At 62.0% G+C, this 22,739-nt stretch carries 21 protein-coding genes; 2 read left to right on the top strand and 19 right to left on the bottom strand.

All coding sequences use genetic code 11. The features are described 5' to 3' along the window. Positions 1–29 precede the first annotated feature (29 nt). Genes ACK6BI_RS03610 through ACK6BI_RS03585 form a run of 6 tightly spaced genes read right to left on the bottom strand, consistent with a single transcriptional unit; the run spans position 30 to position 7,323 of the window. Positions 30–1,418 carry a sigma-54-dependent transcriptional regulator gene (locus ACK6BI_RS03610; protein ID WP_409316025.1) on the bottom strand — a complete coding sequence of 463 codons (1,389 nt, stop codon included), beginning with the start codon at positions 1,416–1,418 and terminating at the stop codon, positions 30–32. After that, complete coding sequence (locus tag ACK6BI_RS03605) at positions 1,408–3,183, bottom strand: ATP-binding protein (protein WP_409316024.1); 1,776 nt, start codon at positions 3,181–3,183, stop codon at positions 1,408–1,410. Before ACK6BI_RS03605 ends, ACK6BI_RS03610 begins: the two co-directional genes overlap by 11 nt. 6 nt (positions 3,184–3,189) lie before the next feature. Further along, the gene (locus tag ACK6BI_RS03600) at positions 3,190–4,317 is read right to left on the bottom strand and encodes a GNAT family N-acetyltransferase (RefSeq protein WP_409316023.1); all 1,128 of its coding nucleotides are present in this window, start codon (positions 4,315–4,317) and stop codon (positions 3,190–3,192) included. A 42-nt stretch (positions 4,318–4,359) separates the two neighbouring features. Continuing rightward, entirely contained in the window at positions 4,360–5,241 is an 882-nt protein-coding gene (locus ACK6BI_RS03595; RefSeq protein WP_409316022.1) for an alpha/beta hydrolase, read from the bottom strand. Beyond that, entirely contained in the window at positions 5,238–6,632 is a 1,395-nt protein-coding gene (locus ACK6BI_RS03590) for an aspartate aminotransferase family protein (RefSeq protein ID WP_065258662.1), read from the bottom strand. The genes ACK6BI_RS03595 and ACK6BI_RS03590 overlap by 4 nt, the downstream gene beginning before the upstream one ends. Next, on the bottom strand, positions 6,625–7,323 hold the full coding sequence (locus ACK6BI_RS03585) for an HAD-IB family phosphatase (RefSeq protein ID WP_409316021.1): 699 nt from the start codon (positions 7,321–7,323) through the stop codon (positions 6,625–6,627). Before ACK6BI_RS03585 ends, ACK6BI_RS03590 begins: the two co-directional genes overlap by 8 nt. 217 nt (positions 7,324–7,540) lie before the next feature. On the opposite strand from ACK6BI_RS03585, the gene ACK6BI_RS03580 reads away from it, so the two are divergent. After that, positions 7,541–8,302 carry a MipA/OmpV family protein gene (locus ACK6BI_RS03580; protein ID WP_409316020.1) on the top strand — a complete coding sequence of 254 codons (762 nt, stop codon included), beginning with the start codon at positions 7,541–7,543 and terminating at the stop codon, positions 8,300–8,302. Between the two features lie 67 nt (positions 8,303–8,369). Beyond that, complete coding sequence (locus tag ACK6BI_RS03575) at positions 8,370–9,236, top strand: fatty acid desaturase family protein (protein ID WP_409316019.1); 867 nt, start codon at positions 8,370–8,372, stop codon at positions 9,234–9,236. A 44-nt stretch (positions 9,237–9,280) separates the two neighbouring features. Here ACK6BI_RS03575 and ACK6BI_RS03570 read toward each other — a convergent pair whose 3' ends face one another. The 13 genes from ACK6BI_RS03570 to ACK6BI_RS03510 form a co-directional block, all read right to left on the bottom strand. Further along, positions 9,281–9,664, bottom strand: coding sequence for an EamA family transporter (locus ACK6BI_RS03570; RefSeq protein WP_409316018.1), 384 nt, complete (start codon positions 9,662–9,664; stop codon positions 9,281–9,283). 31 nt (positions 9,665–9,695) lie between these two features. Beyond that, positions 9,696–10,070, bottom strand: coding sequence for an EamA family transporter (locus tag ACK6BI_RS03565; protein ID WP_409316017.1), 375 nt, complete (start codon positions 10,068–10,070; stop codon positions 9,696–9,698). Then, positions 10,067–10,987: an arginase gene (locus ACK6BI_RS03560; RefSeq protein WP_409316016.1), complete on the bottom strand. Its 921-nt coding sequence runs from the start codon at positions 10,985–10,987 to the stop codon at positions 10,067–10,069. The genes ACK6BI_RS03565 and ACK6BI_RS03560 overlap by 4 nt, the downstream gene beginning before the upstream one ends. Positions 10,988–11,098: 111 nt before the next feature. Beyond that, a complete protein-coding gene (locus tag ACK6BI_RS03555) occupies positions 11,099–11,428 on the bottom strand; it encodes a GlpM family protein (RefSeq protein WP_409316137.1) in 330 nt (109 codons plus the stop codon). Between the two features lie 20 nt (positions 11,429–11,448). Continuing rightward, positions 11,449–12,777, bottom strand: a complete 1,329-nt coding sequence (locus ACK6BI_RS03550; protein WP_065258654.1) for a sigma-54 dependent transcriptional regulator — start codon at positions 12,775–12,777, stop codon at positions 11,449–11,451. Then, positions 12,774–14,687 carry an ATP-binding protein gene (locus ACK6BI_RS03545; RefSeq protein ID WP_409316015.1) on the bottom strand — a complete coding sequence of 638 codons (1,914 nt, stop codon included), beginning with the start codon at positions 14,685–14,687 and terminating at the stop codon, positions 12,774–12,776. Before ACK6BI_RS03545 ends, ACK6BI_RS03550 begins: the two co-directional genes overlap by 4 nt. Positions 14,688–14,781: 94 nt before the next feature. After that, positions 14,782–15,516 (bottom strand): amino acid ABC transporter ATP-binding protein, encoded by a 735-nt coding sequence (locus ACK6BI_RS03540; protein ID WP_065258652.1) that lies wholly within the window; start codon positions 15,514–15,516, stop codon positions 14,782–14,784. Continuing rightward, positions 15,513–16,184, bottom strand: a complete 672-nt coding sequence (locus ACK6BI_RS03535) for an amino acid ABC transporter permease (protein ID WP_409316136.1) — start codon at positions 16,182–16,184, stop codon at positions 15,513–15,515. Before ACK6BI_RS03535 ends, ACK6BI_RS03540 begins: the two co-directional genes overlap by 4 nt. Further along, positions 16,184–16,930, bottom strand: coding sequence for an amino acid ABC transporter permease (locus ACK6BI_RS03530; RefSeq protein WP_065258650.1), 747 nt, complete (start codon positions 16,928–16,930; stop codon positions 16,184–16,186). The genes ACK6BI_RS03535 and ACK6BI_RS03530 overlap by 1 nt, the downstream gene beginning before the upstream one ends. 194 nt (positions 16,931–17,124) lie before the next feature. Continuing rightward, the gene (locus tag ACK6BI_RS03525) at positions 17,125–18,051 is read right to left on the bottom strand and encodes a glutamate/aspartate ABC transporter substrate-binding protein (RefSeq protein WP_065258649.1); all 927 of its coding nucleotides are present in this window, start codon (positions 18,049–18,051) and stop codon (positions 17,125–17,127) included. Positions 18,052–18,315: 264 nt separating this feature from the next. Then, positions 18,316–19,584: a tryptophan permease gene (gene mtr / locus ACK6BI_RS03520; RefSeq protein ID WP_409316014.1), complete on the bottom strand. Its 1,269-nt coding sequence runs from the start codon at positions 19,582–19,584 to the stop codon at positions 18,316–18,318. Between the two features lie 68 nt (positions 19,585–19,652). Further along, positions 19,653–20,990 (bottom strand): amidase family protein, encoded by a 1,338-nt coding sequence (locus ACK6BI_RS03515; RefSeq protein ID WP_409316013.1) that lies wholly within the window; start codon positions 20,988–20,990, stop codon positions 19,653–19,655. Between the two features lie 31 nt (positions 20,991–21,021). Beyond that, on the bottom strand, positions 21,022–22,722 hold the full coding sequence (locus tag ACK6BI_RS03510; RefSeq protein ID WP_409316012.1) for an NAD(P)/FAD-dependent oxidoreductase: 1,701 nt from the start codon (positions 22,720–22,722) through the stop codon (positions 21,022–21,024). Positions 22,723–22,739: the final 17 nt, after the last annotated feature.

The raw sequence follows: 22,739 nt of genomic DNA, 5'->3' as shown, positions 1-22,739 counted from the left end.
GAGTTCCGGGGTGGCACCGTGAACTGAATTCAGCGCACGATCTTGTCCACATGAATGCCCAGTTTCTTCAACCGGTACCAGAAGCTGCGCTCGGAAATCCCGATCAGCTGCGCTGCCGCAGCCTGCACACCGTTGCTCTGCGCCAGCGCGGCGAGGATATAGGCTTTTTCCACCTCTGCCAGCGCCGCTTCAAGATCGGCCGGCACGCTGCCTTCGGCGATCGGGGCACCGGGCTCGGTCGGTTGTGAGGCAAACAGGTACGCCGGCAGGTCCTGCTCTTCGATTTGCGCGCCGGAGGCAACGATGGTTGCGCGCTCGACGCAGTTCTGCAGTTCACGAATGTTTCCCGGCCACGAATAACGGGCCATCGCCTGCAACGCCTCGGCACTGAAACCGCTGAAGCGTTTGCCCGCTGCAGCGCCCAGGGTGTGGGCGAAATGCCGGGCCAGCGGGGCAATGTCTTCGACCCGGTCACGCAAGGCCGGCAACGGAATCGGGAACACGTTGAGGCGGTAATACAGGTCTTCGCGAAACTCCTTGTTGGCCACCGCGTCCAGCAGGTTCTTGTTGGTCGCGGCGATGACTCGCACATCGACCTTGCGCTCGCGCGGATCGCCCACCGGTTCGATGACGCGTTCCTGCAGGGCACGCAGGATCTTCGCCTGCAACGCCAGGGGCATCTCACCGATTTCATCGAGAAACAGCGTGCCCTTGTCCGCTTGCTGGAAGCGCCCGATCCGGTCCGATACCGCGCCAGTGAACGCGCCTTTGCGGTGGCCGAACATTTCGCTTTCCAGCAGTCCTTCCGGGATCGCTGCGCAGTTGACCGCGACAAACGGCTTGTCGGCGCGATTGCCGTGCTTGTGGATGGCCCGGGCGACCATTTCCTTGCCGGTGCCGCTTTCGCCGGTCAGCAGGATGGTGGCGTTGCTTTCGCGCACCGAGTCGATCGCGCTCAGGACCCGGCGAAAGCTCGGGCTGTCGCCCACCAGACTGTCGATCTGCTGGTGCTCGTCGAGTTCGGCGCGCATGCGCAGGTTGTCTTTGAGGATGTCGCGAAATTGCAGGGCCTTGCTGACGGTGATGTCCAGCTCATCGATGTCGAAGGGTTTGGCGATGTAATCGAAGGCGCCGTTGCGCATTGACTGCACGGCGTTTTTCACCGTGCTGTAGGCGGTCATCACGATCACCGGCAACTGTGGGTAGCGGGTCTTGATTTCCGCCAGCAACTGCGGGCCGTCCATGCCGGGCATGCGCCAGTCGCTGATCACCAGATCGATGTCTTCGGACTCCAGCACCTTGAGCGCATGCAGGCCGTTACCGGCGGTGAACACCGCAATGTCGTTCTGACTCAGGGCCGATGCCAGCAGGTCGCAGAGCTTGGGCTCGTCGTCCACCACCAGTACGTTATGCGTCATCGCTGTCCTCGTCGTAATCTTCACCGTTGGCCGGAATGTACAGGCTGAAGGTGGCTCCGGCATCTTTTTCGCTGACGCACTCGATGCGCCCGTCATGGTTTTCCATGATCGAGAAGACTTTGGCCAGACCGAGCCCGGTGCCGGACGCCTTGGTGGTGACGAACGGTGTGAAGATCCGCTCGAGCATGTCGGCTTCGATGCCCTGGCCCGTGTCGCTGACACTGATGACCGTATTGTTTTCGTCGGTGTGAATGCCCAGGGTCAGGCGACCGCCGTCGGGCATGGCGTCGATGGCGTTGACGATCAGGTTCAGGCCCGCCTGTTTGAGTTGCTTTGCATCGGCGTACAAGGTCGCACCCGGCGCGCGGTCGTCGATCTGCACATCGATCTTGTGGCTGGCCAGCTCCGGCGCGCAGAAACCCACCAGATCATCCACCAGGGGCCGTGCCAGTTGGGTCGAACGCAGTGGCGCACTGGGTTTGGCGAAGTCGAGAAACTCGGTGATCAGGTCGTTGATGCGGCTGACCTCACTGACCACGTATTCCAGATGGCGCTTGTCGGTCTCCGGCAGGTCGGCGCGCCGGTGCAACAGTTGTGTGGCCGTCTTGATGATGCCCAGCGGGTTGCGGATTTCATGGGCCAGGCCCATCGCCACTTCGCCCAGCGCGTGCAGACGGTCACGGCGCCGCAGTTGCGACTCCAGATGCTGCAGCTCGCCCAGGCGTTCGCTCATGTGGTTGAAGATGCTGCTCAGTTCCGCCAGTTCATCGCCGCCGGTGACCGGCAGGCGTTGCCGGTAATCCCCGGCGATCACCGCCTGTACGCCTTTGGCCAGCCCCCGCAGCGGCTTGGTCAGGCGTTCCGACACCAGCCAGCCCACCGCCAGCGAAGCCGCCGAACTGAGAATGAAGATGAGGATGAACAGGTTGCTCTGATTGACCAGTCCCACCAGGGTGGTGTGGCGCAGCAGACCGCTGAATACCACGCCTTGCAGCTCGCCGTTTTCGTTGAGAATCGGTCGGTAGATGCCGCTGTAACGGTTGGTCGACTGCTCGATCGGCTGCCGGGTGCTGCGCAGTTGCTGCTCGATGTTTTCCGGCACGATCACTGGATGATCTTCGAAGCGCTGAGTGGAAAAGATCTCGGAGAAATCCGCGTCCCTGGCCAGGTACAGGCGCAGGTCCAGGGAGTGCACGTCGGCAACGCTGGTGAGGAAACTGTTGTCGAGGTAGGTCACCACGATCAGTTTGTAGTCGGTGCCGTCCTGCTCGGACTCGAAGGTCGAGACCACGGCGCCGGTCGCCACGCCGCCGACCTGCAATGTCTGCAACACGGCTTTGGGCGCGGTGCTGATCTGCCGCACGATGTCATCGGCGGCGGTGCTGAACACCACTTTGTGATCGCTGTTGCGCATGAGTGCGACCACGTCGATACCCATGGAGTCAGCGATGTCGGCGGTGAGCTTGTCACGTCTGGACGACTGCCGGTCCGTAGGCGGGCGGGTATAGCGCAGGAACAGCTGCGCGGCCCGGGCATTGTCGCGCACGATCTCGCGGATTTCGTCCTCGACGATCTTGGTCGATTCCTGCAGCCAGATACGCACGTTGCTGTCGAAAATCTGCGACAGGGTGGTGGCCGCCAGTTCGGCGGCGATCATGGTCGGAACCACGCTGACCAGCCAGAACGCCAGCACCAGTTTGCGTTGCAGGCTCCAGCCGGAGAGGGCGAAGGGTCGGGCGGTGGCGCGTCGGTCTTTGCTCATCATGCTCGCTTATTGTTGTTCGCTTATCGCGGTCGCCATGGCCGGATCGGTGCGGTCCGGGCGGATGAAAATCTTCACCAGCCGCAGCAGGTGATTGAGTACGGGATGGCGATGGCGGAAAAACACCGTATTGCCGATGAACGAACAGCCCAGGCGCAGCTTACTGGCATAACCGGCCTGGCCGCACGCGTAGATCGGAATCCGGTGTTCAATACAGTAGCCGACATTCGCCAGCCAGCTGCGCATGTACAGCTTGTGCTCGCGGGTGCGGGCCAGATCGTGGGCGAAGAACTTGTCCACCAGACGTTGTTCGTCCAGCAGCACCAGGTTGAACGCAACCAACTCATCGCCGACCCAGTACAGGACACAAGCGGCGCGTTCGTCGAGGTGTTCCAGCACCTGGCGGAAGTAGGCCGCCGGCAGGCATTCGAAGGCCAGGTCGCTGCGCGCCAGTGTGGCTTCGTAGAGCCGCATCATGGTCGGCAGGAGGTCGTCCACCGAACGCCGCCATTCGATGCGCGGGCCGGTTCCGCGCAGGGTCCGGCGCAGCTCCTTGCGGGTGGATTTACCCAGGGTACCGAGGTAGGCGTCGACCGAGGCGAAGGTGATCGGCAGCTCGGCACCGGGCAGTCCCGGCATGCTTTGCAAACCTGCCTCGCGGCAGGCCTGGAGCCATTGTGGATTGCGGTGGGAAGCATCCTTGACCGCCAGCAGGCCGATCCCGGCCTGATCCGCATCCTCGCGGGCCAGTTTCAGCAGGCATGCGAACAGCGATGGCAAACGGGCCGGATCGAGTGACGGGAGCGTGCCGACATGGCATTGCTCGGCCACCGGCGAACCGAGGGCGTACAGACGAATGTCGAACAGCCCCGGCCATTGCCGGCGCAGCCACTGGCTGACACGTTTGCCGGTGCCTTGCAGGGTGGTGTCCAGCGAATACGCGGTGGTAAACGCCACGACCCCCGCAATCAGGCGCTGCTCTTCGAACAACGCCAGGTAGCGCCACTGAAAGCCCTCGATGCCGGCCCGTTCAATGGCGCGATAGTAGGCCCAGTCTTCGAGTTCCTCGGGAAAGCAGGCATTCCAAGCGTCGCGATCAATCGCTTCGATGGTTGAAAAGGCTTGGGCCGTGATCACGTCGTTTCCTTAACCGGCAGGGCATGTCGTTTTGCAGTCGCTTCACGCTCGCTGCCGGTATTGCTCGGTGGGCAGGGAATGAGCGGAGGGCGCAAGGTCGGTGCGGTACTTGTCGATGAATTGCACGCTCAGTTCCACGACACGTCGGTATTGCAGGTCGACGGTGATCATGTGATAGCAGTCGTCCAGCAGGATCTTCACCACTTCGCCGCCGAGTTTGCGTTCCACGTAATCGGCGTTCCAGCGGCTGGTGATGTCGTCCTCGATGGAGTGCAGCACCAGTGCCGGCACAGTGATGGAAGGCATGCGCTTGCGCACCACGGCGTTCATCCGGTGCAGTTCGCGCACGGTCACGCCTTCCATGGTCAAAAGGCCGGCCTCACTGCTTTGGCCTTCCTTCATCTGCCGTTCGACGATGGCCCGCAGGCGTTCGTTCTTGATGCCGTAGGGCGGTTTCTCCTCGAACTTGCAGATGTGCACACCGAACGGGATTTTCATCAGCAACGGCGTCAGGAATGCCAGTTTGTGAATGCTCCAGCCGTCGTACTTGAGCGTCGTGGAATACATCAACAACCCGGCCACCTGACCCGGATGTTCGGACGCCACGTACATGGACATCACCGCGCCCATCGACAGGCCGCCGACGAATACCTTGCTGTGCTGGCGACGGATGCCGACGAAGGTCTTGCGCACGCCTTCGTACCAGTCACGCCAGCCGGTGGCCTGCAGGTCGGCGTTGCCGCCACAGTGCCCGGCCAGGGTCGGCACGTACACCGTGCAACCGGCCTTGGCCAGTCCCACGGCGACCCGACGCAACTCCGTCGGGGTGCCGGTGAGGCCGTGGATCAACAACACCCCGACCTCCCCTGTGCCGAGAACGAAACCGGCGTCACCTTCGCCCAGATCGATCCCGGCCGCGTTCATCGCTTCATCGCCCGGGCCAGCAGACGGTCGAGCAGGGCGAGACCCAGGTCGATTTCCGGGTAGCTGATTTCCAGCGAAGGCGCGAGGGTGATCACGTTCTTGTAGTAACCGCCCACATCGAGGATCAGGCCCAGTTTGCGCCCGTCGATTTCGATGTCGCCCTTCATGCCTTCCTCGACCATGAAGTCCAGGGTGGCCTTGTCCGGGGTGAAACCGTCCGGGGCGCAGATTTCGCAGCGCAGCGCCAGACCCAGGCCATCGACGTCGCCGATGATCGGGTAGCGCTTCTGCAGATCCTGCAGGCCTTCGAGGAAGTATTTGCCCTTGGCCATGACCATCGCGCCGTAGTCGACTTCGCTGGTCATCTTGAACATTTCCAGGCCCACGGCGGTGCCCAGCGGGTTGGAGGCGAAGGTCGAATGGGTCGAGCCAGGCGGGAAGACTTTCGGGTTGATCAGCTCTTCCTTCGCCCAGATGCCGCCCAGCGGGTTGAGGCCGTTGGTCAGCGCCTTGCCGAAGACGATCACGTCCGGTTTGACGTCAAAGTGTTCGATCGACCACAGCTTGCCGGTGCGATAGAAGCCCATCTGGATTTCGTCGACTACCAGCAGGATGCCGTGCTGGTCCAGCACATGCTTGAGTTCGCTGTAGAAATTCATCGGCGGGATCACATAGCCGCCGGTGCCCTGGATCGGCTCGACGTAGAACGCGGCGTATTCGCTGGCGCCGACTTTCGGGTCCCAGACACCGTTGTATTCAGTCTCGAACAGGCGGGCGAACTGCTGCACGCAATGGCTGCCGTATTCTTCCTTGGTCATGCCTTTCGGGCCGCGGAAGTGGTACGGGAACGGGATGAAGTTGGCGCGTTCGCCGAAGTGGCCGTAGCGGCGGCGATAGCGGTAGCTGGAGGTGATCGACGAGGCGCCGAGGGTACGACCGTGGTAACCGCCTTCGAAGGCGAACATCAGGCTCTTGCCGTTGCTGGCGTTACGCACGACTTTCAGCGAATCCTCGATCGACTGCGAACCGCCGACGTTGAAGTGCACGCGACCGTCGAGGCCGAACTTGTTCTTCGCGTCCACGGCGATCATTTCCGACAGCTCGATCTTGCCCTTGTGCAGGTATTGGCTGGCGATCTGCGGCAGGGTGTCGATCTGCTGTTTCAGCGCATTGTTCAGGCGCGGGTTGGCGTAACCGAAGTTGACCGCCGAGTACCACATCTGCAGGTCGAGGTAGGCCTGGTCTTCGGTGTCCCAGACATAGGAGCCTTCGCAGCGGCTGAAGATGCGCGGCGGTTCGATGTAGTGAACGGTGTCGCCGTAGGAGCAGTATTTGGCTTCTTTTTCCAGAAGGATCTGGTCTTCCTGGGTAGCGATTCGAATATCAGACATGGTGGAAGAGTTCCTGGGTTTCCGGGTTGAAAGTGGTGGCGTTGGCGGCGCTGGCTTTTGGCAGCAGGGCCAGCAGCGCCGGCAGTTCGGCGAAGCTGTAGAAGCGGGCGTAAGGGATCGCGTGGCGCTCGCAGTAATCGGCAAGGCGACCCTTGGCGAAGACGAAGTCGGCGGTGGAGGACACGCACATGTCGGACTGGCCGTCGCCGATCACCAGCACCCGTTTGTTGCCGGGCGTGGACTTGCATTTGCAGTTGCCGGAGGCTGCGCGGCAGGCATCGCTGGAATGCGGGAAGTCGATGCGCCAGCTCTCGTGATCGAGTTGTCGCAGACGGTTGGCGAGGATCGGCAGCAGGGTCACGTAGTTGCGCGAAAGAATTCGCGCGATGCCTTGCTCGATGCCGTCGCTGACCACTTCGAACGAGGCGCCCAGGCCGATGGCGTGATCGACGAAGTCGGGGAAGTCCGGATCGATCTCGATGCTGTCGAAGAACTCCAGCAATTGGCCGGGCGTGGCCTTGACCAGCGAGAGCTGGCGGCTGAGGCATTCACGGGAACCGATTTCACCGGCCAGCCACTGGTTTTCGATCGTTTCCCAACTCGGGTCGGCGAAGCGTTCGAGAATGCTGTCGATCACGTCGGTGCGGGTGATGGTCCCGTCGAAATCACACACGATATGCCAGTCAATCATCTGCATTACCTATTGGTCAGAGCGCGTTGTGTGCGCTTGCCGGGGGGTAGAGCAGGGACTGTGCCAAGTGCCGGGAGCCCTTGCGGGCGGGGCCGATGAGGCACTTTGGCCATTCGAAGCTACAATTTTTGTAGCTTGCTACAAACAACATGAGTGCTTGCGTGGCGGGTGGCATCCGGGGGTTGATGCGCGCATGTTCAATTAAAGGAATGGCCTCATGAAGAGGAAGACACTGTTTTTACTTGTGGCGCTGAGCGCTTTTTCGGCCAGCGCATTCGCGGACAGGATTACCGGCGAGGCCGGTGTGGGCCTGGGTTATCAGCCTCACGACCCGAGTGGCAGCCGTTATGAAACCCGTCCGTTGCCGTATCTGGATCTGGACTGGGGCGATGTCAGCCTCAGTACCGACGACGGCCTGACCTGGAGTGCGTTGAAGACCAATGGTTTCAGTGCCGGGCCCTACCTGAATTACCTGCCGGGCCGCACGTCCAACGGCGAACTGCGCGGCTTGCGCGATGTGCCGGACATGGCCGAGGCCGGTGGTTTCGTACAGTACGCGCCGGCTGACTTCTGGCGGGTTTTCGCGTCCGTTGGCCAGGCCATCGGCGGTAATGGCGGTCAGGGCGGCGTGCTTGGTCGGGTCGGCGGCGAAATCGGATATCCACTGGGCGGCGGCGTGATCGGCAGCAGCAACCTGACTGCGCATTTCGCCAACGCCCGGCAGAACAATACGTTCTTCGGTGTCAGCGACAAGGAAGCCCTGGCGTCCGGCATCCGTGCCTATAACGCCGGTGGCGGCCTGCAGAACATCGCGCTGACCCAGAGTTTCGAGTTTCCGCTTGGGCCGCAATGGTCGCTGGTGACCAGTGCGAGCTGGATTCACCTGACCGGTTCGGCGGCGGACAGCAGCATCGTCAAGAGCATCGGCGATACCAATCAGGGCGAGGTGCAGATGGCGATCGCCTATAAATTCAAATGACCCCGGCGGGAACTGGTCTGGCCTTTGCAGACAGCCGTGACGAACCCATTGTTTCAGGATGTTCTTCATGGCTCGCCCTGCTTACCGTCTGCTGGCCCATTCGTTGTGGGACCTGATTCCCGTCACCCTCGGCCTGGCCCACTTTGCCTTCGTGGTGTGGCTGGTCCTGGCCTTTCATGCGCTGTCCTGGTGGGCGCTGGTGCCACTGGCGCTGGGCTATGCGGTGAGCCTGTCATGGAGCATCAACAGCATTTCCCACAACCAGATCCACAACGCCTACTTCACCCCGGCGTGGCTCAACCGCGCCTTTGATCTGCTGCTGTCGGTGACCATCGGTTTTTCCCAGACCCTCTACCGCGATATCCACAACCGCCATCACCGGGGCAACTCGGACCGGCCGGGGGCGGATGGCAAGACCATCGATCCGCTGTCGATCTATCAGCGCGGCAAGGACGGCCAACCCGAGAATCCCTGGGCCTACACCTTTCTGAGTTTCTTTCGCGACGACCCCAAGCCGATCTACGACGAGATGCGGCGCAAGCGTCCTGCCGATGCGCGTTGGGTCAAGGTGGAAATCGCTGTGACGCTGGCGTTCTACGCCGGGCTGGCAATCTGTGACTGGCGGGCGGTGCTGGTGCTGTTGCCGTTCTGGTATCTGGGCCAGGCGCTGTCTTCGCTCAACGGTTACTACGAGCATTTTGGCGGTAACCCGGATTCGCCCATCGCCTGGGGCGTCAGCGCCTACAGTCCGCTCTATAACCTGTTGTGGATGAACAACGGCTACCACGCCGAGCATCACTACCGGCCGAAAATGCACTGGACCCGGGTCAAGGCGTTTCACCGGGAGATCGCCGGGCAGCAGCGGGAGGCGGGGGTGAAGGACATTCCGGTGGCCCATGGCCTCGGCTTTCTGGTGGCTCATCGCAAGGATTGAACCGTAAAAAAGTGGGAGCCCGCAGGCTCCCACGACCGTTCACCTCAGTTTTCCTCGCCCTCGGCCAGCAGCGCAATGCCGCCCATGATCACGGCCACCCCCAGCCAGTGCAGCAGGCTGATCTGTTCACCCAGCCCCACCCACGACCCCAGCAGCACGCCGACGAACACCAGCGAACTGAGCGGGAATGCCAGGGACAGGCTGCTGCGCCGCAGAATCAGCATCCAGACAAAGAATGCGCCGATGTAGCAGGCAATCGCCACCAGCACCCCCGGCGCCTGGGCGACGTTGAGCAGCCATTGCAGGGTGAAGTCCATTTGCCCCAGTTGATCGCCGCCGACCTTGGTCGCGATCTGCCCGCCACTTTCCAGAATGATCAGCAACGCCCAGAGCACCACGGTGCCGAGGCGGCCGTGCAGCCAATCCATCGAGCCATTCCTTTTGAGTATCAGTTGAGAATCAGGCATGGCCGACACACACGAGCATCACGCCCGCCGTAATCACCAGAGTGCCCAGCCAGCGCCGGCGGCTGACGGTTTCGCCGAGCAACAGCTTGCCGGCCAGTACCACGCCGCAATAGGCCAGCGCGGCGGCGGGGAACAACAGGCTCAGCGGCGCCCGGGACAGCGCTTCGAGCCAGACGAAAAACTCGATCACGTAGGCGCCGATCCCGCACCACAGCAGCGGCGCATTGAACACCTGGCCCCAGAACGCGCCGAGCCGAAAACCGCCGTCCAGTTCCGGCAGACGGTCCAGGCCGAGCTTGAAACAGAGCTGGCCGATCACGTCCAGCACGATGGAAAACCCCACCAACAGAATCACGGTCAAGGTCATGGAAACAGCTCCTCGAACAACTCGATCAGCGCCTGATTGGTCGCCGAGTTGCGCAGCAGATCGGTCTCGCTCCAGCGTTCGGCCGGCGGCTGGTCGGACTTGGCTTCCCAGCGCTTGAACGCGTTGCTGAAGGCCGGACGGGCGAATTCGCCGCAGATGTCGATGCCGATCACGCGCTTGCTGGCCGCCAGGCTGCGAATGGCCTGGAGCAAGTGGCTCAGACGCATCTGGCCCTGATCCCAATTGGTCGCGGCGTCTTCGCTGGCCAGCACGTCCTTGTCGATGGTGATCCACACGGCTTTGGTCGGAAGACTGGCGATCATCCGGTCGAGAAATGCCGACCAGTCCTGATCGGCCAGATTGTGCCAGTGCAGCAGGTTTTCCTGTTGCTGATGGCCGGCACCGTCACCGACCCGACCCCAGACTTTCGACGGCGGGTGCTGCCACGGAAACAGCTGCAACACCCCGCGTTTGAGCGCTCCGAGATTGCCGCCCTTGAGCTGTGGGTTGCTCAGGTCGTCACTGCACGGGCCGAGGGTGACGATGCGTTCGATGTTCGGCAGTTTCAGCGCCTGGTTGACCCACGAGCCGCAGTGGCGACGGGGCGCGAAGTGCACCCAGTCGGGATGGTTGTCGAAGTGGATCAGGCTCACCGGCTCCGGCAGGTCAGTCAGGAACGCGGGCGTCAGATGGTGGTAGTCGCCGGAGCCGACGAAAAAGATTTCCGGTGCAGGGCCGCTGTGCCGGGGCTGCTCGCGCAGGCGTTCGGCAAAACGACGGAAGGTGCGTTCGCTGGACCAGAGCCGCAGTTTCGGGCCGAGGTCGAGCAGGTCCAGGCGTCGGGCACGGCCACTGTCGAGCAGCCGCGCGATGGACGCCTGAGCGGTCAGGCTGTGGTCGAGATCTAAAATGTTCAAGGTCGCAATTCACCCTTGGCAGACCCTCCCAGACACCGGCCTCATCGAACATGAGCGCCGGCCGGACGGGCTTTCGGGGTAAATGCAAGGGACGGGCCAGCCTTTCGGGAATCAGGCGTGCAGGCGTACCCAGACGCTGACCAGCACGGTCGCTGCCATCAGCCATGCCAATGCGGCAACGGCCAGCGAAGCTTCAAGGCGCAGCCGGTCGACCATCACGTACAACGTCGCGAGATACACGAAGTACGGAATGATCGACCACATGCCGAACACGATGGTGGTTTTCAGATCATCGACCGAGCGACCCTTGCCGACGATGTAGTGGGCGATCAGGGCAAAGGTCGGAAACAGCGGCACCAGACCGGCGATGTAATAGTTTTTGGTCTTGGCCAGCATGGCGAGGATCACCACCACCGCCGCACCGAGAAAGGCTTTGAAGATCAGATCCACATCGTTCTCGCTTAATGGCTCAGGCCGTATTTTTTCACTTTGTCGAACAGCGTGGTCTTGGCCATGCCCAGCTCCAGACTGGCCTGGGTCAGGTTGCCGCCGCTGCGCTGCAGGGCATCGCTGAGCAGGTTGCGTTCGAAGGCTTCCACCGCTTCGGCGAATGCCAGACCCTGCCCGCCGCTGCCGGCACCGGACTTCTTGAACGCCGGCAGACCGAGGGCGAAGCGCTCGGCGACGTTGCGCAACTCGCGCACGTTGCCCGGCCAGTCGTGGCTCATCAGGCTGGACAGGGTCTGGTTGTCCAGCTCCGGCAAGGTGCGATCGAAGCGCAGGGCCGACTGCTGGGTGAAGTGTTCGAACAGTTGCAGGATGTCTTCGCGGCGCTCGCGCAGCGGTGGCAGTTCCAGCGTCACCACGTTGAGACGGTAATACAGGTCACTGCGAAACTCCCCGGCCTTGCTCGATTCGTCGAGATCGGACTTGGTCGCCGCGATCACCCGGCAATCCACCGCCACGCTCTGGTTCGAGCCGAGGCGTTCGAGGGTGCGCTCCTGCAACACCCGCAGCAGTTTGATCTGCAACGGCAGCGGCATGCTTTCCACTTCATCGAGGAACAGCGTGCCGCCGTCGGCGTGTTCGATCTTGCCGATGCGCCGCTTGCCGGCGCCGGTGAAGGCGTTGGCCTCGTGGCCGAAGATTTCGCTTTCGAACAGGTTCTCCGGCAGACCGCCGCAGTTCAGGGCGACAAACTGTTTGCCGTGGCGGCGGCTGAAGTCGTGCAGACAACGGGCGACCAGTTCCTTGCCGGTGCCGGTTTCGCCTTCGATCAGTACGTTGGCCGACGTGTCCGCGACGTTGGCGATCAGTTCGCGCAGGTTCTGCATGGCCGGCGAGCGCCCGATGATCCGTCCTTCAAGGGAGTCGCGTTCGGCCAGTTGCCGACGCAGGGACGAGACTTCGCGGGCCAGGCTGCGTTGCTCCAGCGCACGCCGGGCGACGTCCACCAGCCGTTCCGGAGAGAACGGTTTTTCCATGAAGTCATAGGCGCCTTTCTGCATCGCGCCGACGGCCATGGAGATGTCGCCGTGACCGGTGATCAACACCACCGGCAGGCTGCGGTCCCGTTGCTTGAGGCGGGTCAGCAGTTCCAGGCCATCGATGCCGGGCAGGCGAATGTCGCTGATGACGATGCCGGCGAAGTTGTCACCGACCTGCTCCAGCGCTTCCTCGGCACTGCCGACGCCGATGCAGGGGATGTCTTCCAGGGCCAGTGCCTGCTGGCAGCCGAGCAGCACATGGGGATCGTCTTCGACGATCAGCACACTAAGGTCGTTGTTCATATTGGCTCGGCAGGGTCAGGGCTTACCAACGGTAAACTGAGGACGAAAGTAGTGCCACCGCCGGCCGGGTGTTCGACACCCAGATGCCCGCCGGTGGCGGCGGCCAGACTGGCGGAGAGGGTCAGGCCGAGGCCCAGGCCCTGTTCGCCGGGTTTGGTGGTGAAGAACGGCTCGAACAGATGCTTGCGCGCTTCGGCGTCGATGCCGTGACCGTTGTCGCGCACCCGCAGGCGATATTTGCCGTCGAAGGCTTCGCCTTCCAGCCACAGTTCCGGCAACGGTTGCGCCTGCATGGCGTCGAGGGCGTTGCCGATCAGGTTGACCAGAATCTGTTCCAGCCGTGTCTGGTCGATCTGCACCTGGACGTCGTCGAACTGGCGATGAATCTGCAGGGCAGCGTGCTCGACCCGTGCGCCCAGCACTTGCAGCGCGGCGTCCACCGCTTTGCCAAGGCTGGCGCGGCCCTTGTCGTCGCCGCGTCGGGCGAACGAGCGCAGGCTGGCGGTGATCCGGCCCATGCGGTCGATCAGGTCGTTGATGGTTTTGAGATTGGTGCTGGCGACGTCGAGCTGGCCGCGCTCCAGAAAACGCACGGTGTTGCCCGACAGCGTGCGCATCGCCGCCAGCGGCTGGTTGAGTTCGTGGGCGATGCTGGTGGACATCTGGCCGATGGCCGCGAGTTTGCCGGCCTGCACCAGTTCGTCCTGAGCGCGGCGCAGGGTTTCCTCGGCCTGGCGGCGTTCGCGGATCTGGCTCTTGAGCCGTTCGTTGCTGGCGCGCAGGTCGGCGGTGCGTTCGGTAATCCGACGTTCCAGCTGATTGTTGGCTTCCTGCAGGGCCTCGCGGGCAGCGAGCCGGGTGGCGATGACCTTGCGCCGCTCGTTCCAGGCAATCAGCAGGAAGGCCACGAGTGCGAAGGCGACCGCCACCAGAATCCCCTGATTGATCGCTTCACGCCGCAGGTCCTGCAACGGCGTGAGCAGGGTGAAATTCCACGGGGTGTCACTCAGCGGCCGGGTTTGCGCCAGGTAGCTGATGTTCTCTTCATCGGGGTTCTGTTTCGGCAGCACTTCGCTGTTGGCCGGGAAGGTGAGTTTTTCCACGCCTTCGGCCAGGGTTTCCCGGGCCAGCGGTTGCAGTTCGTTGAGCGGGAACCAGTAATACTGCAGGCTGCGGGCAAGTTTTTCCTTGGTCTCGTCGCTCAGCGGTACCACGGATTTCAGGCGCCGGGCCGGATCGCTGGAGAGAATGATGATGCCGTTCTCGTCACTGACGAAGGCTTCCAGGCGTGCCCGTTGCCAGCGCTCTTCCATGGCCTCCATGCGCACTTTGACCACTGCGACACCGATGATCTTGCCGTGTTCTTCCAGGCCGTGGGCCAGGTAATAGCCGGGTTCACCATTGGTGCTGCCGATCCCGTAGAAACGTCCGGGCTGGCCGCGCACCGCGTTCTGGAAATAGGCACGGAACGACAGATCTTCGCCAAGGTAGCTGTCGACATCGCGCCAGTTGCTGGTGGCCATGACCCGGCCGGTGGTGTCCATGACGTAGATGGCCCGACTGCGGCTGCGCCGGTTCAGGCCTTCAAGGTAATCGTTGACCGTTTGCCGGTGCTCCGGGGTCGGGTCGTCGAGCAACTGCGAAACGCTGGATTCGAGTTCCAGCAGGCTGGGCAGGTAGGTGTATTTGCTGATTTCGCTTTCGACGGCACGGGCGTTGAGTTCGAGCTGGCGCTGGCCGTTTTCGCTGAGGCTGCGAATGCCGAAGTGTTCACTGACCCAGAAGCCGGCATACCCCAGACCGACCATCAAAACGATGATCAGCGGCGGCAGGAACAGATGGCGGATCAGACGGGGTTTCACGGCAAGTGATGGCGTGGTTGCGCGATAGAGATTGGGGTCGCATTTCATCACAGATGCCTTGGGTCAACCACAACACTTACCTGAAAGCTGCCACTGCCCCTGTGGGAGCGGGCAAGCCCGCTCCCACAGGGATCGCAGTGTTTTAATGCTGCAGGATTTTCTCGAGGAAATGCTGCGCGCGTTCGGAGCGTTGGCTGATGTCGCCGAAGAACTCTTCCTTCTTGCAGTCTTCGATGATCTGGCCCTTGTCCATGAAGATCACCCGATCCGCCACCTTGCGGGCAAAGCCCATTTCGTGGGTCACGCACATCATGGTCATGCCTTCGTGGGCCAGTTGCACCATCACGTCCAGCACTTCGTTGACCATTTCCGGGTCCAGCGCCGAGGTCGGCTCGTCGAACAGCATGACGATCGGGTCCATCGCCAGTGCACGGGCAATCGCCACACGCTGCTGCTGGCCGCCGGACAGCTGGCCCGGGTGTTTGTGGGCATGCGCCGACAGGCCGACGCGCTCCAGCAATTGCAGGCCTTTTTTGGTCGCTTCTTCCTTGCTGCGGCCCAGCACCTTGATCTGCGCGATGGTCAGGTTCTCGGTGATGGTCAGGTGCGGGAACAGTTCGAAATGCTGGAAGACCATGCCCACGCGCGAACGCAGTTTCGGCAGGTCGGTCTTCGGATCGGCAATCGAGGTGCCATCGACCACGATGTCGCCTTTCTGGAACGGCTCAAGGGCGTTGACGCATTTGATCAGGGTCGACTTGCCCGAACCGGACGGACCGCAGACCACGATCACTTCACCTTTCTTGACCTCGGTGCTGCAATTGGTCAGCACCTGGAAGTCCCCATACCACTTGTTGATGTTCTTGATAGAGATCATACGGCGAACCTTTTTTGCAGACGCTTGACCAGCTGCGAGGCGGCAAAGCTGATGATGAAGTACACGAGACCTGCGAAGATCAGGAACTCATTCGAACGGCCAATAATGTCGCCACTGGCGCGCGAGGCGTTGAGGAAGTCCACCAGACCCACGGTGTAGACCAGCGAGGTGTCCTGGAACAGGATGATGCTCTGCTGCAGCAGCAGCGGGGTCATCTTGCGGAACGCCTGGGGCAGGATGATCAGGCGCATCATCTGGCCGTAGTTCATGCCCAGTGCCTGGGCGGCACCCATCTGGCCTTTGGGGATCGACTGCACGCCGGCCCGGACGATTTCGCAGAAGTACGCCGCTTCGAACATCATGAAGGCCACGATGCACGAGGTGAACGCGCCGATCGGGGTGTCTTCGCCGGTGATCCAGCGCAGCACGAACGGCACCGCCAGGTAGAACCAGGTGATCACCAGCAGCAGCGGGATCGAGCGGAAATAGTTGACGTAGGCGCCGGCGAGGTTCGACAGCAGTTTGTTATGGGACAGACGGCACAACGCGAGGAGGGTGCCGAGGATGATCCCGCCGACCACGCCCAGCGCCATCAGCTTGAGGGTCATCAGCATGCCGTTCCACAGGCCGGGAATGGCCGGGACGATGCCACTGAAATCGAATTCCATCATTTACCCCCCACGGAGATCAGGCCGGGCACGGCGACTTTCTTCTCGACCATGCGCATCAGCAGCATCAGGCTCATGTTCAGGGTGAAATAGATCAGGGTCGCCAGGGTGAACGCCTCGAACAGGTTGGCCGAGAACTCGGCGGTCTGTTTGGTTTGCGCCAGCAGTTCCATCAGACCGATCAGCGAGGCCACGGAGGAGTTCTTGAACACGTTCAAAAATTCCGAGGTGAGCGGCGGAATGATGATCCGGTAGGCCTGGGGCAGCAGCACGTTCCAGTAGATCTGCGGCAGCTTGAAACCCATGGCGCGGGCGGCGGATTCCTGGCCGCGTGGCAGCGCCTGGATACCGGTGCGTACCTGTTCGCAGACCCGGGCGGCGGTGAACAGGCCCAGACAGACGACGACGCTCAGGTAGGCCGAGGTGGTCGGGTTCAGGTCCTGCTTGTACCACTCCTGCAGGTTTTCCGGCAGCAGATCGGGCACCAGGAAGTACCAGATGAACAGCTGAACCAGCAGCGGCACGTTGCGGAACAGTTCGACGTAGCAGGTCGCGATGCCCGATACGATGCGGTTCGGCACGGTGCGCATGATGCCCAGCAGCGAGCCGAGTATCAGGGCGATGATCCAGGCCACGATGGCGATGGCGATGGTCCAGCCCAGGCCGGAGATGAACCAGTCGAGATAGGTCTCGCTGCCCACACCGGTGGACTTGAAGAACACGCCCCAGTCCCAGTTGTAATTCATTAGGGTCTCCCCTCGATTCGATCGATGTACAAGTGCCCGCCTGGGGAAGATCCTTTCCCGCCCTGATTGTGAAAATCAGGCACACGCGATCGGCTCGAAAACCACCGGGTCGAGTGTTCCAGTTGAAACCAGCAGGTATTGACTGTCGCCCGAGGGAGGGTTGGCTCCCTCAGGCAACAAGGTTAGATCAGGTATCAGATCTTGACGTCGGGTGCAGGCTTGTCGCTCGGATTGGCGATCAGCTCTTTAACCTTGTCGCTCATCGGGAAGTTCAGGTTCAGACCTTTCGGCGGGATCGGGCTTTCGAACCACTTGCTGTAGATCTTGTTGATCTCGCCGGACTTGTAGAGCGCGACGATGGCGTCGTCTACCGCCTTCTTGAAGGCCGGATCGTCCTTGCGGACCATGCACGCGTAGGCTTCGAAGGACTGCGGGGTGCCGGTGATGACCCAGTCGTCCGGCTTCTTGGCCTTGGCTTCTTCGCCGGCCAGCAGGGCGTCGTCCATCATGAAGGCGACGGCGCGGCCGCTTTCCAGCATGTTGAAGGCTTCGCCATGGTCCTTGGCGGAGATGACGTTCATGCCCATCTGCTTGTCGGCGTTCATCGCCTTGATGATACGCTCGGAAGTGGTGCCGGCGGTGGTCACGACGTTCTTGCCTTTCAGATCGGCAAAGTCGGCATAGGAAGGCTTGCCTTCCTTGTCTTTCTTGACCAGCAGACGGGTGCCGATTTCGAAGATGTTGTTGGTGAAGGCGACCTGCTGGGCGCGTTCGGCGTTGTTGGTGGTGGAACCGCACTCGATGTCCACGGTGCCGTTCTGCACCAGCGGAATACGGGTCTGCGAGGTCACCAGGTTGTATTTGACGTTCAGGTCGGGCTTGTTCAGGTCCTTTTTCAGGGCTTCGACGATAGCGACCTGAATGTCGTGGGAGTAGCCCACGGGTTTGCCCGAAGCATCGGCGAGGTAGGAGAACGGAATGGAGCTGTCACGATGTCCGAGGGTGATGGTGCCGGAATCGTTGATCTTCTTAAGGGTGCCGGTGAGCTCGGCAGCGAAAACTGGTGTGCTGATCAGAGCGGCAGCAATGGCTGCGCCCAGGATATGGGGAACGATGCGCATCAAATTTTCCTCGACATTGTTTTTTTTATGGAGCCGGTTGAGCGGGCCCTTTTGTACTTCGAATGCCTGACGGCTCCTGTTGTGCTGGGGCAACAGGCATTCGTCGAAGGAGTGTAGAGCATGAGTCGTGCCAGACCAGTTGCGACAGGTTAACTGATTGATTTTTATGATGAATAAAGTTTTGTGATGGCTTTTTTGCAGGTTTCTGATCCGGTTATCCGAACCGACCGACAGGTCGCGTTCGGAAAACCGAATGCCGACGGCTCAGCGCCAGACGGGCAGCAGGTCCAGGGTGAACAGCAGGTGCGAGACCGCGCAGATCACCCCGAAAAACAGCACCAGTGCGATCATGGGCGTGCCGCCCCAGACCCGGTAATGCGGGCTGCCAAAGCGAGTGCGCGAGGCCCGGGCCAGCAAGGCCGGGGTGATCACGGCCCAGAGCGTGGCGGCCAGCCCGGCAAAGCCGATGGCATGAATGAAGCCTTCCGGCCAGAGGAACCCGCAGATCATCGGTGGCAGAAAGGTGGCGGCAGCCGTTCGCAGGCGGCCCATGGGCTGATCGTCGAAGCCGAGTACATCGGCCAGATAATCGAACAGGCCCAGGGTCACGCCGAGAAACGAGCAGGCCACGGCGAAATTGGAGAAGAAGGTCAGCAACAGGTCGACATGGGCGCTGTCCAGGCGCGAACCGAGAGCGCTGATCAGCACATCAATGTTGCCGCCGCGCCGGGCGATGTCCTTGAAGGCTTCGCGGGGAATATTGCCCATGCTGCACAGCATCCACACCAGATACAGGCCCAGCGCGATCAGCGTCCCGCCCAGCAGGCAGGCGCGGATTCGCCGAGGGTCCTTGCCGAAATGCTTCATCAGGCTCGGCACATTGCCGTGGAAACCGAACGAGGTCAGGCAGAAGGGCAGGGTCACCAGCAGGTAGGGCCAGTAATGGCTGTCGCCGCCGTTGAGGTCGAGCAGCGTGGCCGGTTGTACATGGCCGAGCAGACCGCCGAAGGTCAGGAAAAACGCCAGAATCTTCGCGCCGAACACCACAGTGGTCATCCGGCTCACCGCCGAGGTGCTGAGCCAGACGATGAACGCCACCAGCACGGTGAATCCCAGCCCGCCGAGGCGCGGCGACAGCGAGATGCCCATGGATTGCACGGTGTGATGGATCACTGAACCACTGGCGGAAATGTAGGCGTAGGTCAGGGTATAGAGCACGAAGACGATGCTCAGACCGTTGATCCGGCTCCAGGCATGCCCCAGCAGATCACGGGTGATGGTCGAGAAACTCGCCCCTTCGTGGTAGTTGAGGTTGGCCTCGAGAATCATCAGGCCCGAATGCAGGGTGCAGAACCAGGCAAACACCAGCACCGCGACCGAACCGTAGAACCACAGCCCGGACATGATGACCGGCAGGGAAAACATTCCCGCGCCGACGATGGTGCCGCCGATGATCATGGCGCCGCCCAGGATCGAGGGCGGCCGTTCGAGGACGGAAGATGAAGCGGGTGAATCGAGTGAGGTGGCACGCATGGCAGGGCCTGCATAGATATTGTTATGAAGGATTCGCTCCAGCTCGCCCCTCTCGGGGCGAGCGGCGCTCATCGGATGTTCAGCAGTGCTGACAGCCGGCTCACGGCCTGCAACAGGAAACGGTCCTGCCCCGGCAGTGCATCGAACGACAGGCCCACCGGCAGAGCACCCGGCGCCGCTACCGGCACGGTGATGCTCGGCGCTGCCAGGTTGCTGGCCGGGTCGGTATTGCGCACGAACCGCTCGAAATGGCTTTCATCCGCGCAATCGGTCAGCAATGGCGCGCTGCAACTGACCGTCGGGTAGGCCATCAAGTCCAGTTGGTGATGCTCGAACAGTTGCCGGTACTCCTGCTCCAGCCGGACTTTGCTCATCAATGCCTGCACATAATCGGTGTAGGAAATTGCCGGGCTTTCCAGTTGTGTGGTGAGGATTTTCTTGATGCCGGGGTCTGCGATTTGCGCCAGGACGTCGAGAAAATCCCCGCCCCGGCCTTCCTTCATCAGAAAGCGTGGGAAATCGATGAAGAATTCGTAGATCGGCAGCGGGAACTGGATGTATTCGTTGATCTCACCGATCACCGCGTCGTCGATCGGTACGATCTCCACACCGTTGCTGGCGAGTGCATCGATGGCGACGCGGCAGTCACGGCTGACGTTGTCGTCCAGATCGGCCCAGAGAAAGCGTTCGGGCAGGCCGATGCACAGCGGACGATCCTCGGGCAGCGGCGTGGCGTGCTGGCCGGTCAGGTGGCCGTGGACGAACCGACAGTCTTCCACCGTGCGTGTCAGCAGGCCCGGGGTGTCCTTGGTCTGCGAGACCGGGACGATGCCGTCGGCCGGATACTCGCCGGTGGTCGGGCGCAGGCCGACGATCCCACAGAAGGCCGCCGGAATGCGCACCGAACCGCCGGTGTCGGTTCCCACCGCGCACGGCACCAGCCCGGCGGCGACGGCGGCGGCACAGCCACCGCTGCTGCCCCCGGCGCTGTGACGTTCGTTCGCCGGGTTGATGACCCTGCCGTGGCTGTGGTTGGCCGAGGTCACGCCGAACGACAGTTCGTGCATGTTGTTCTTGCCCACCACGCGCGCGCCCAATTGCTTGAAGCGCGCCACGATGCCGGCATCGTTCTGCGGCCGGTAATCGGCCAGGCCGGGCGTGCCGGCGGTGGTCGGCATGCCGCGCACATTGATGTTGTCCTTGAAGGACACCGGCAGCCCGTACAGCGGCGCCAGGCGATCGGCATCCGGGGCATAGCCCAGCGCTGTCGGATCGAAGGTGATGAAACTGTTCAGATGCTGCGTTTTTTCGTGGCGCTCGCGCAGGGCTTGCTGACAGGTGTCGAGGCAGAGCTCGCCACGGCGCAATCCGTTGACGAGCTGTTCGATGGAAAACTGACTGTACATGGAAGGTCTCGGCGAAAAGAGGAGGGCGCCATCAGCAGTAGCGGTATTGCGGGACCAGACCGTCGAGCGGATTGCCGTCGATCAGGTCGCCACCCAGGCTGCTGATGACCGAACACGCTGCGTTCAGGGCCGTCTGGATCGAGCCTTCGGCCCAGCCGCCGGTGAACGATGCGCCGCAGCCCGCCAGATAAAGCCCGGTGTCCTGGCGCGGGTCGAGGGCGGTGCGGAACTGATAGAACAGCCGTTCGGAATAGATGTCGTCGCCGGGGAAATTCAGCTTGAAGGCGCCGAGGGCGTGCTTGTCGGTCAGCCAGTCGTATTCGAGCACGTAGCGCTGATAATCGCCGTCGAGCGGAACCAGGTGGCGGGCGAATTCCGGGGCACTCATCGCCAGTTCATCCACCAGCCGCAGGCAGCGCTGTACCTTGTCGGTCATGGAGACCATCTTGTGCGAGTCGTCTTCCCAGGTGTAACTGATCAGCACCACGCCCCAGGAATCCGGATCCTGCGGGGCGTAATCCAGGCAGTACACGCCCTTGACCAGGGTGTCGGTCTGGATGTTCTGCGCCAGGCCATGTTTGAGCCAGAACTTGTCTTTGGTCAGGATGAACAGCTTGGACGAGCCGACCATGTGGGTTTCGTTGATCGCCCGGGCCACGTCACGGTTCACGAATGCCTGGTTCTGCGTCAGCTTGAGATTGACCTGCAAGGCGCGGGTCGTCGTGGTGGTGATCACCCGGTCGCAGGCATAGGTTTCGCCGTTGCTGCCGGCCAGCAGGATTTGCCCGTCGGCGCCCTTGTTGATCGATTCGATGCGCGTGCGGCAAATCATGTCGCGCAGTTGCATGCCGTTGAAGCGTGTGTCGGCGATCAGTTCTGCCAGCGAAGAAATACCGTTCGGTACCAGTCGCTGATTGACCTCCAGCGCATTGACCACCAGCCGCAGGATTTCGGTGAACGAGGCGCGATAGACCGACTGGAAACCACCGGAGCCGATGCCCAGCGAGCCGAACAGGTGGAAGTCTTCCGGTTTGCGCCAGGCCTTGCCGCCCGGCGGGTTCTGGCTGGTGAAGATGCGCACCATGGCCGAGTAGAACGAGCTGTCGCCGAAGCAATCCAGATAGCGTTGCCACTCCGGCTGCACTTCACGGAAATTGTGTTGCTTGAGCAAGTCGGTCAGCAGCAGCGGCGGGGCAAGGCAGGTGCCGTCGTCCAGCACGGCACCTTCGCGCAGAAAGGCATTCCAGCCCTGGTGCACGGTACTGAACAACGCCGGCGGCGGCTGCATCGCGGGCCAGTGGTGGGTTTCGCCGCGGTAATGCAGTTCGGTATCGACCACCCCCGGATCGGGAAAGGCTTCGGTGGTCTGGATGCCGAATCGGTTGAGGTAGTGGAACAGTCCGACCTCGCTCGGCGGAAAGCGCATGGCGCCCATTTCCGCGATGAACTGCGGTTGTTCTGCATCGAAGCACTGGGTCAGCAAGCGACCGCCAATATGGCTTTCTTCGGCCTCGAACAGGGTCACGCGGCGGGCACCGGCACGCAGCAGTTCATAGGCCGCCACCAGTCCGGTCAGACCGGCGCCGACGATGCCGATGTGTTTTTCCGCAGTGTGCGCCGGCAGGCAGCCGATGGCCTGGTCGGCGTTGCGCAGGAACTGACCGTAATCGTAAAGCAGGTCGACATAGGGGAAAGACAGGCACGCGGTAGCCTGGCTGGCAGGATTGTTCATGGAGTTCACAGGGGTAA

The sequence above is a fragment of the Pseudomonas sp. KCJK9016 genome (assembly GCF_046231795.1).
Lineage (GTDB): Bacteria > Pseudomonadota > Gammaproteobacteria > Pseudomonadales > Pseudomonadaceae > Aquipseudomonas > Aquipseudomonas bananamidigenes.
The sequence above is the reverse complement of the archived record's forward strand: the minus strand, read 5'-3'. Positions and strand labels throughout refer to the sequence as shown.

What these genes read in the sequence shown, in the direction of transcription:
- ACK6BI_RS03610 (WP_409316025.1), bottom strand. Translation starts at nt 1,418, where the DNA reads ATGACGCATAACGTACTGGTGGTGGACGACGAGCCCAAGCTCTGCGAC.
- ACK6BI_RS03605 (WP_409316024.1), bottom strand. Translation starts at nt 3,183, where the DNA reads ATGATGAGCAAAGACCGACGCGCCACCGCCCGACCCTTCGCCCTCTCC.
- ACK6BI_RS03595 (WP_409316022.1), bottom strand. Translation starts at nt 5,241, where the DNA reads ATGAACGCGGCCGGGATCGATCTGGGCGAAGGTGACGCCGGTTTCGTT.
- ACK6BI_RS03590 (WP_065258662.1), bottom strand. Translation starts at nt 6,632, where the DNA reads ATGTCTGATATTCGAATCGCTACCCAGGAAGACCAGATCCTTCTGGAA.
- ACK6BI_RS03585 (WP_409316021.1), bottom strand. Translation starts at nt 7,323, where the DNA reads ATGATTGACTGGCATATCGTGTGTGATTTCGACGGGACCATCACCCGC.
- ACK6BI_RS03580 (WP_409316020.1), top strand. Translation starts at nt 7,541, where the DNA reads ATGAAGAGGAAGACACTGTTTTTACTTGTGGCGCTGAGCGCTTTTTCG.
- ACK6BI_RS03575 (WP_409316019.1), top strand. Translation starts at nt 8,370, where the DNA reads ATGGCTCGCCCTGCTTACCGTCTGCTGGCCCATTCGTTGTGGGACCTG.
- ACK6BI_RS03570 (WP_409316018.1), bottom strand. Translation starts at nt 9,664, where the DNA reads ATGGATTGGCTGCACGGCCGCCTCGGCACCGTGGTGCTCTGGGCGTTG.
- ACK6BI_RS03565 (WP_409316017.1), bottom strand. Translation starts at nt 10,070, where the DNA reads ATGACCTTGACCGTGATTCTGTTGGTGGGGTTTTCCATCGTGCTGGAC.
- ACK6BI_RS03550 (WP_065258654.1), bottom strand. Translation starts at nt 12,777, where the DNA reads ATGAACAACGACCTTAGTGTGCTGATCGTCGAAGACGATCCCCATGTG.
- ACK6BI_RS03545 (WP_409316015.1), bottom strand. Translation starts at nt 14,687, where the DNA reads ATGAAATGCGACCCCAATCTCTATCGCGCAACCACGCCATCACTTGCC.
- ACK6BI_RS03540 (WP_065258652.1), bottom strand. Translation starts at nt 15,516, where the DNA reads ATGATCTCTATCAAGAACATCAACAAGTGGTATGGGGACTTCCAGGTG.
- ACK6BI_RS03535 (WP_409316136.1), bottom strand. Translation starts at nt 16,184, where the DNA reads ATGGAATTCGATTTCAGTGGCATCGTCCCGGCCATTCCCGGCCTGTGG.
- ACK6BI_RS03530 (WP_065258650.1), bottom strand. Translation starts at nt 16,930, where the DNA reads ATGAATTACAACTGGGACTGGGGCGTGTTCTTCAAGTCCACCGGTGTG.
- ACK6BI_RS03525 (WP_065258649.1), bottom strand. Translation starts at nt 18,051, where the DNA reads ATGCGCATCGTTCCCCATATCCTGGGCGCAGCCATTGCTGCCGCTCTG.
- mtr (WP_409316014.1), bottom strand. Translation starts at nt 19,584, where the DNA reads ATGCGTGCCACCTCACTCGATTCACCCGCTTCATCTTCCGTCCTCGAA.
- ACK6BI_RS03515 (WP_409316013.1), bottom strand. Translation starts at nt 20,990, where the DNA reads ATGTACAGTCAGTTTTCCATCGAACAGCTCGTCAACGGATTGCGCCGT.
- ACK6BI_RS03510 (WP_409316012.1), bottom strand. Translation starts at nt 22,722, where the DNA reads ATGAACAATCCTGCCAGCCAGGCTACCGCGTGCCTGTCTTTCCCCTAT.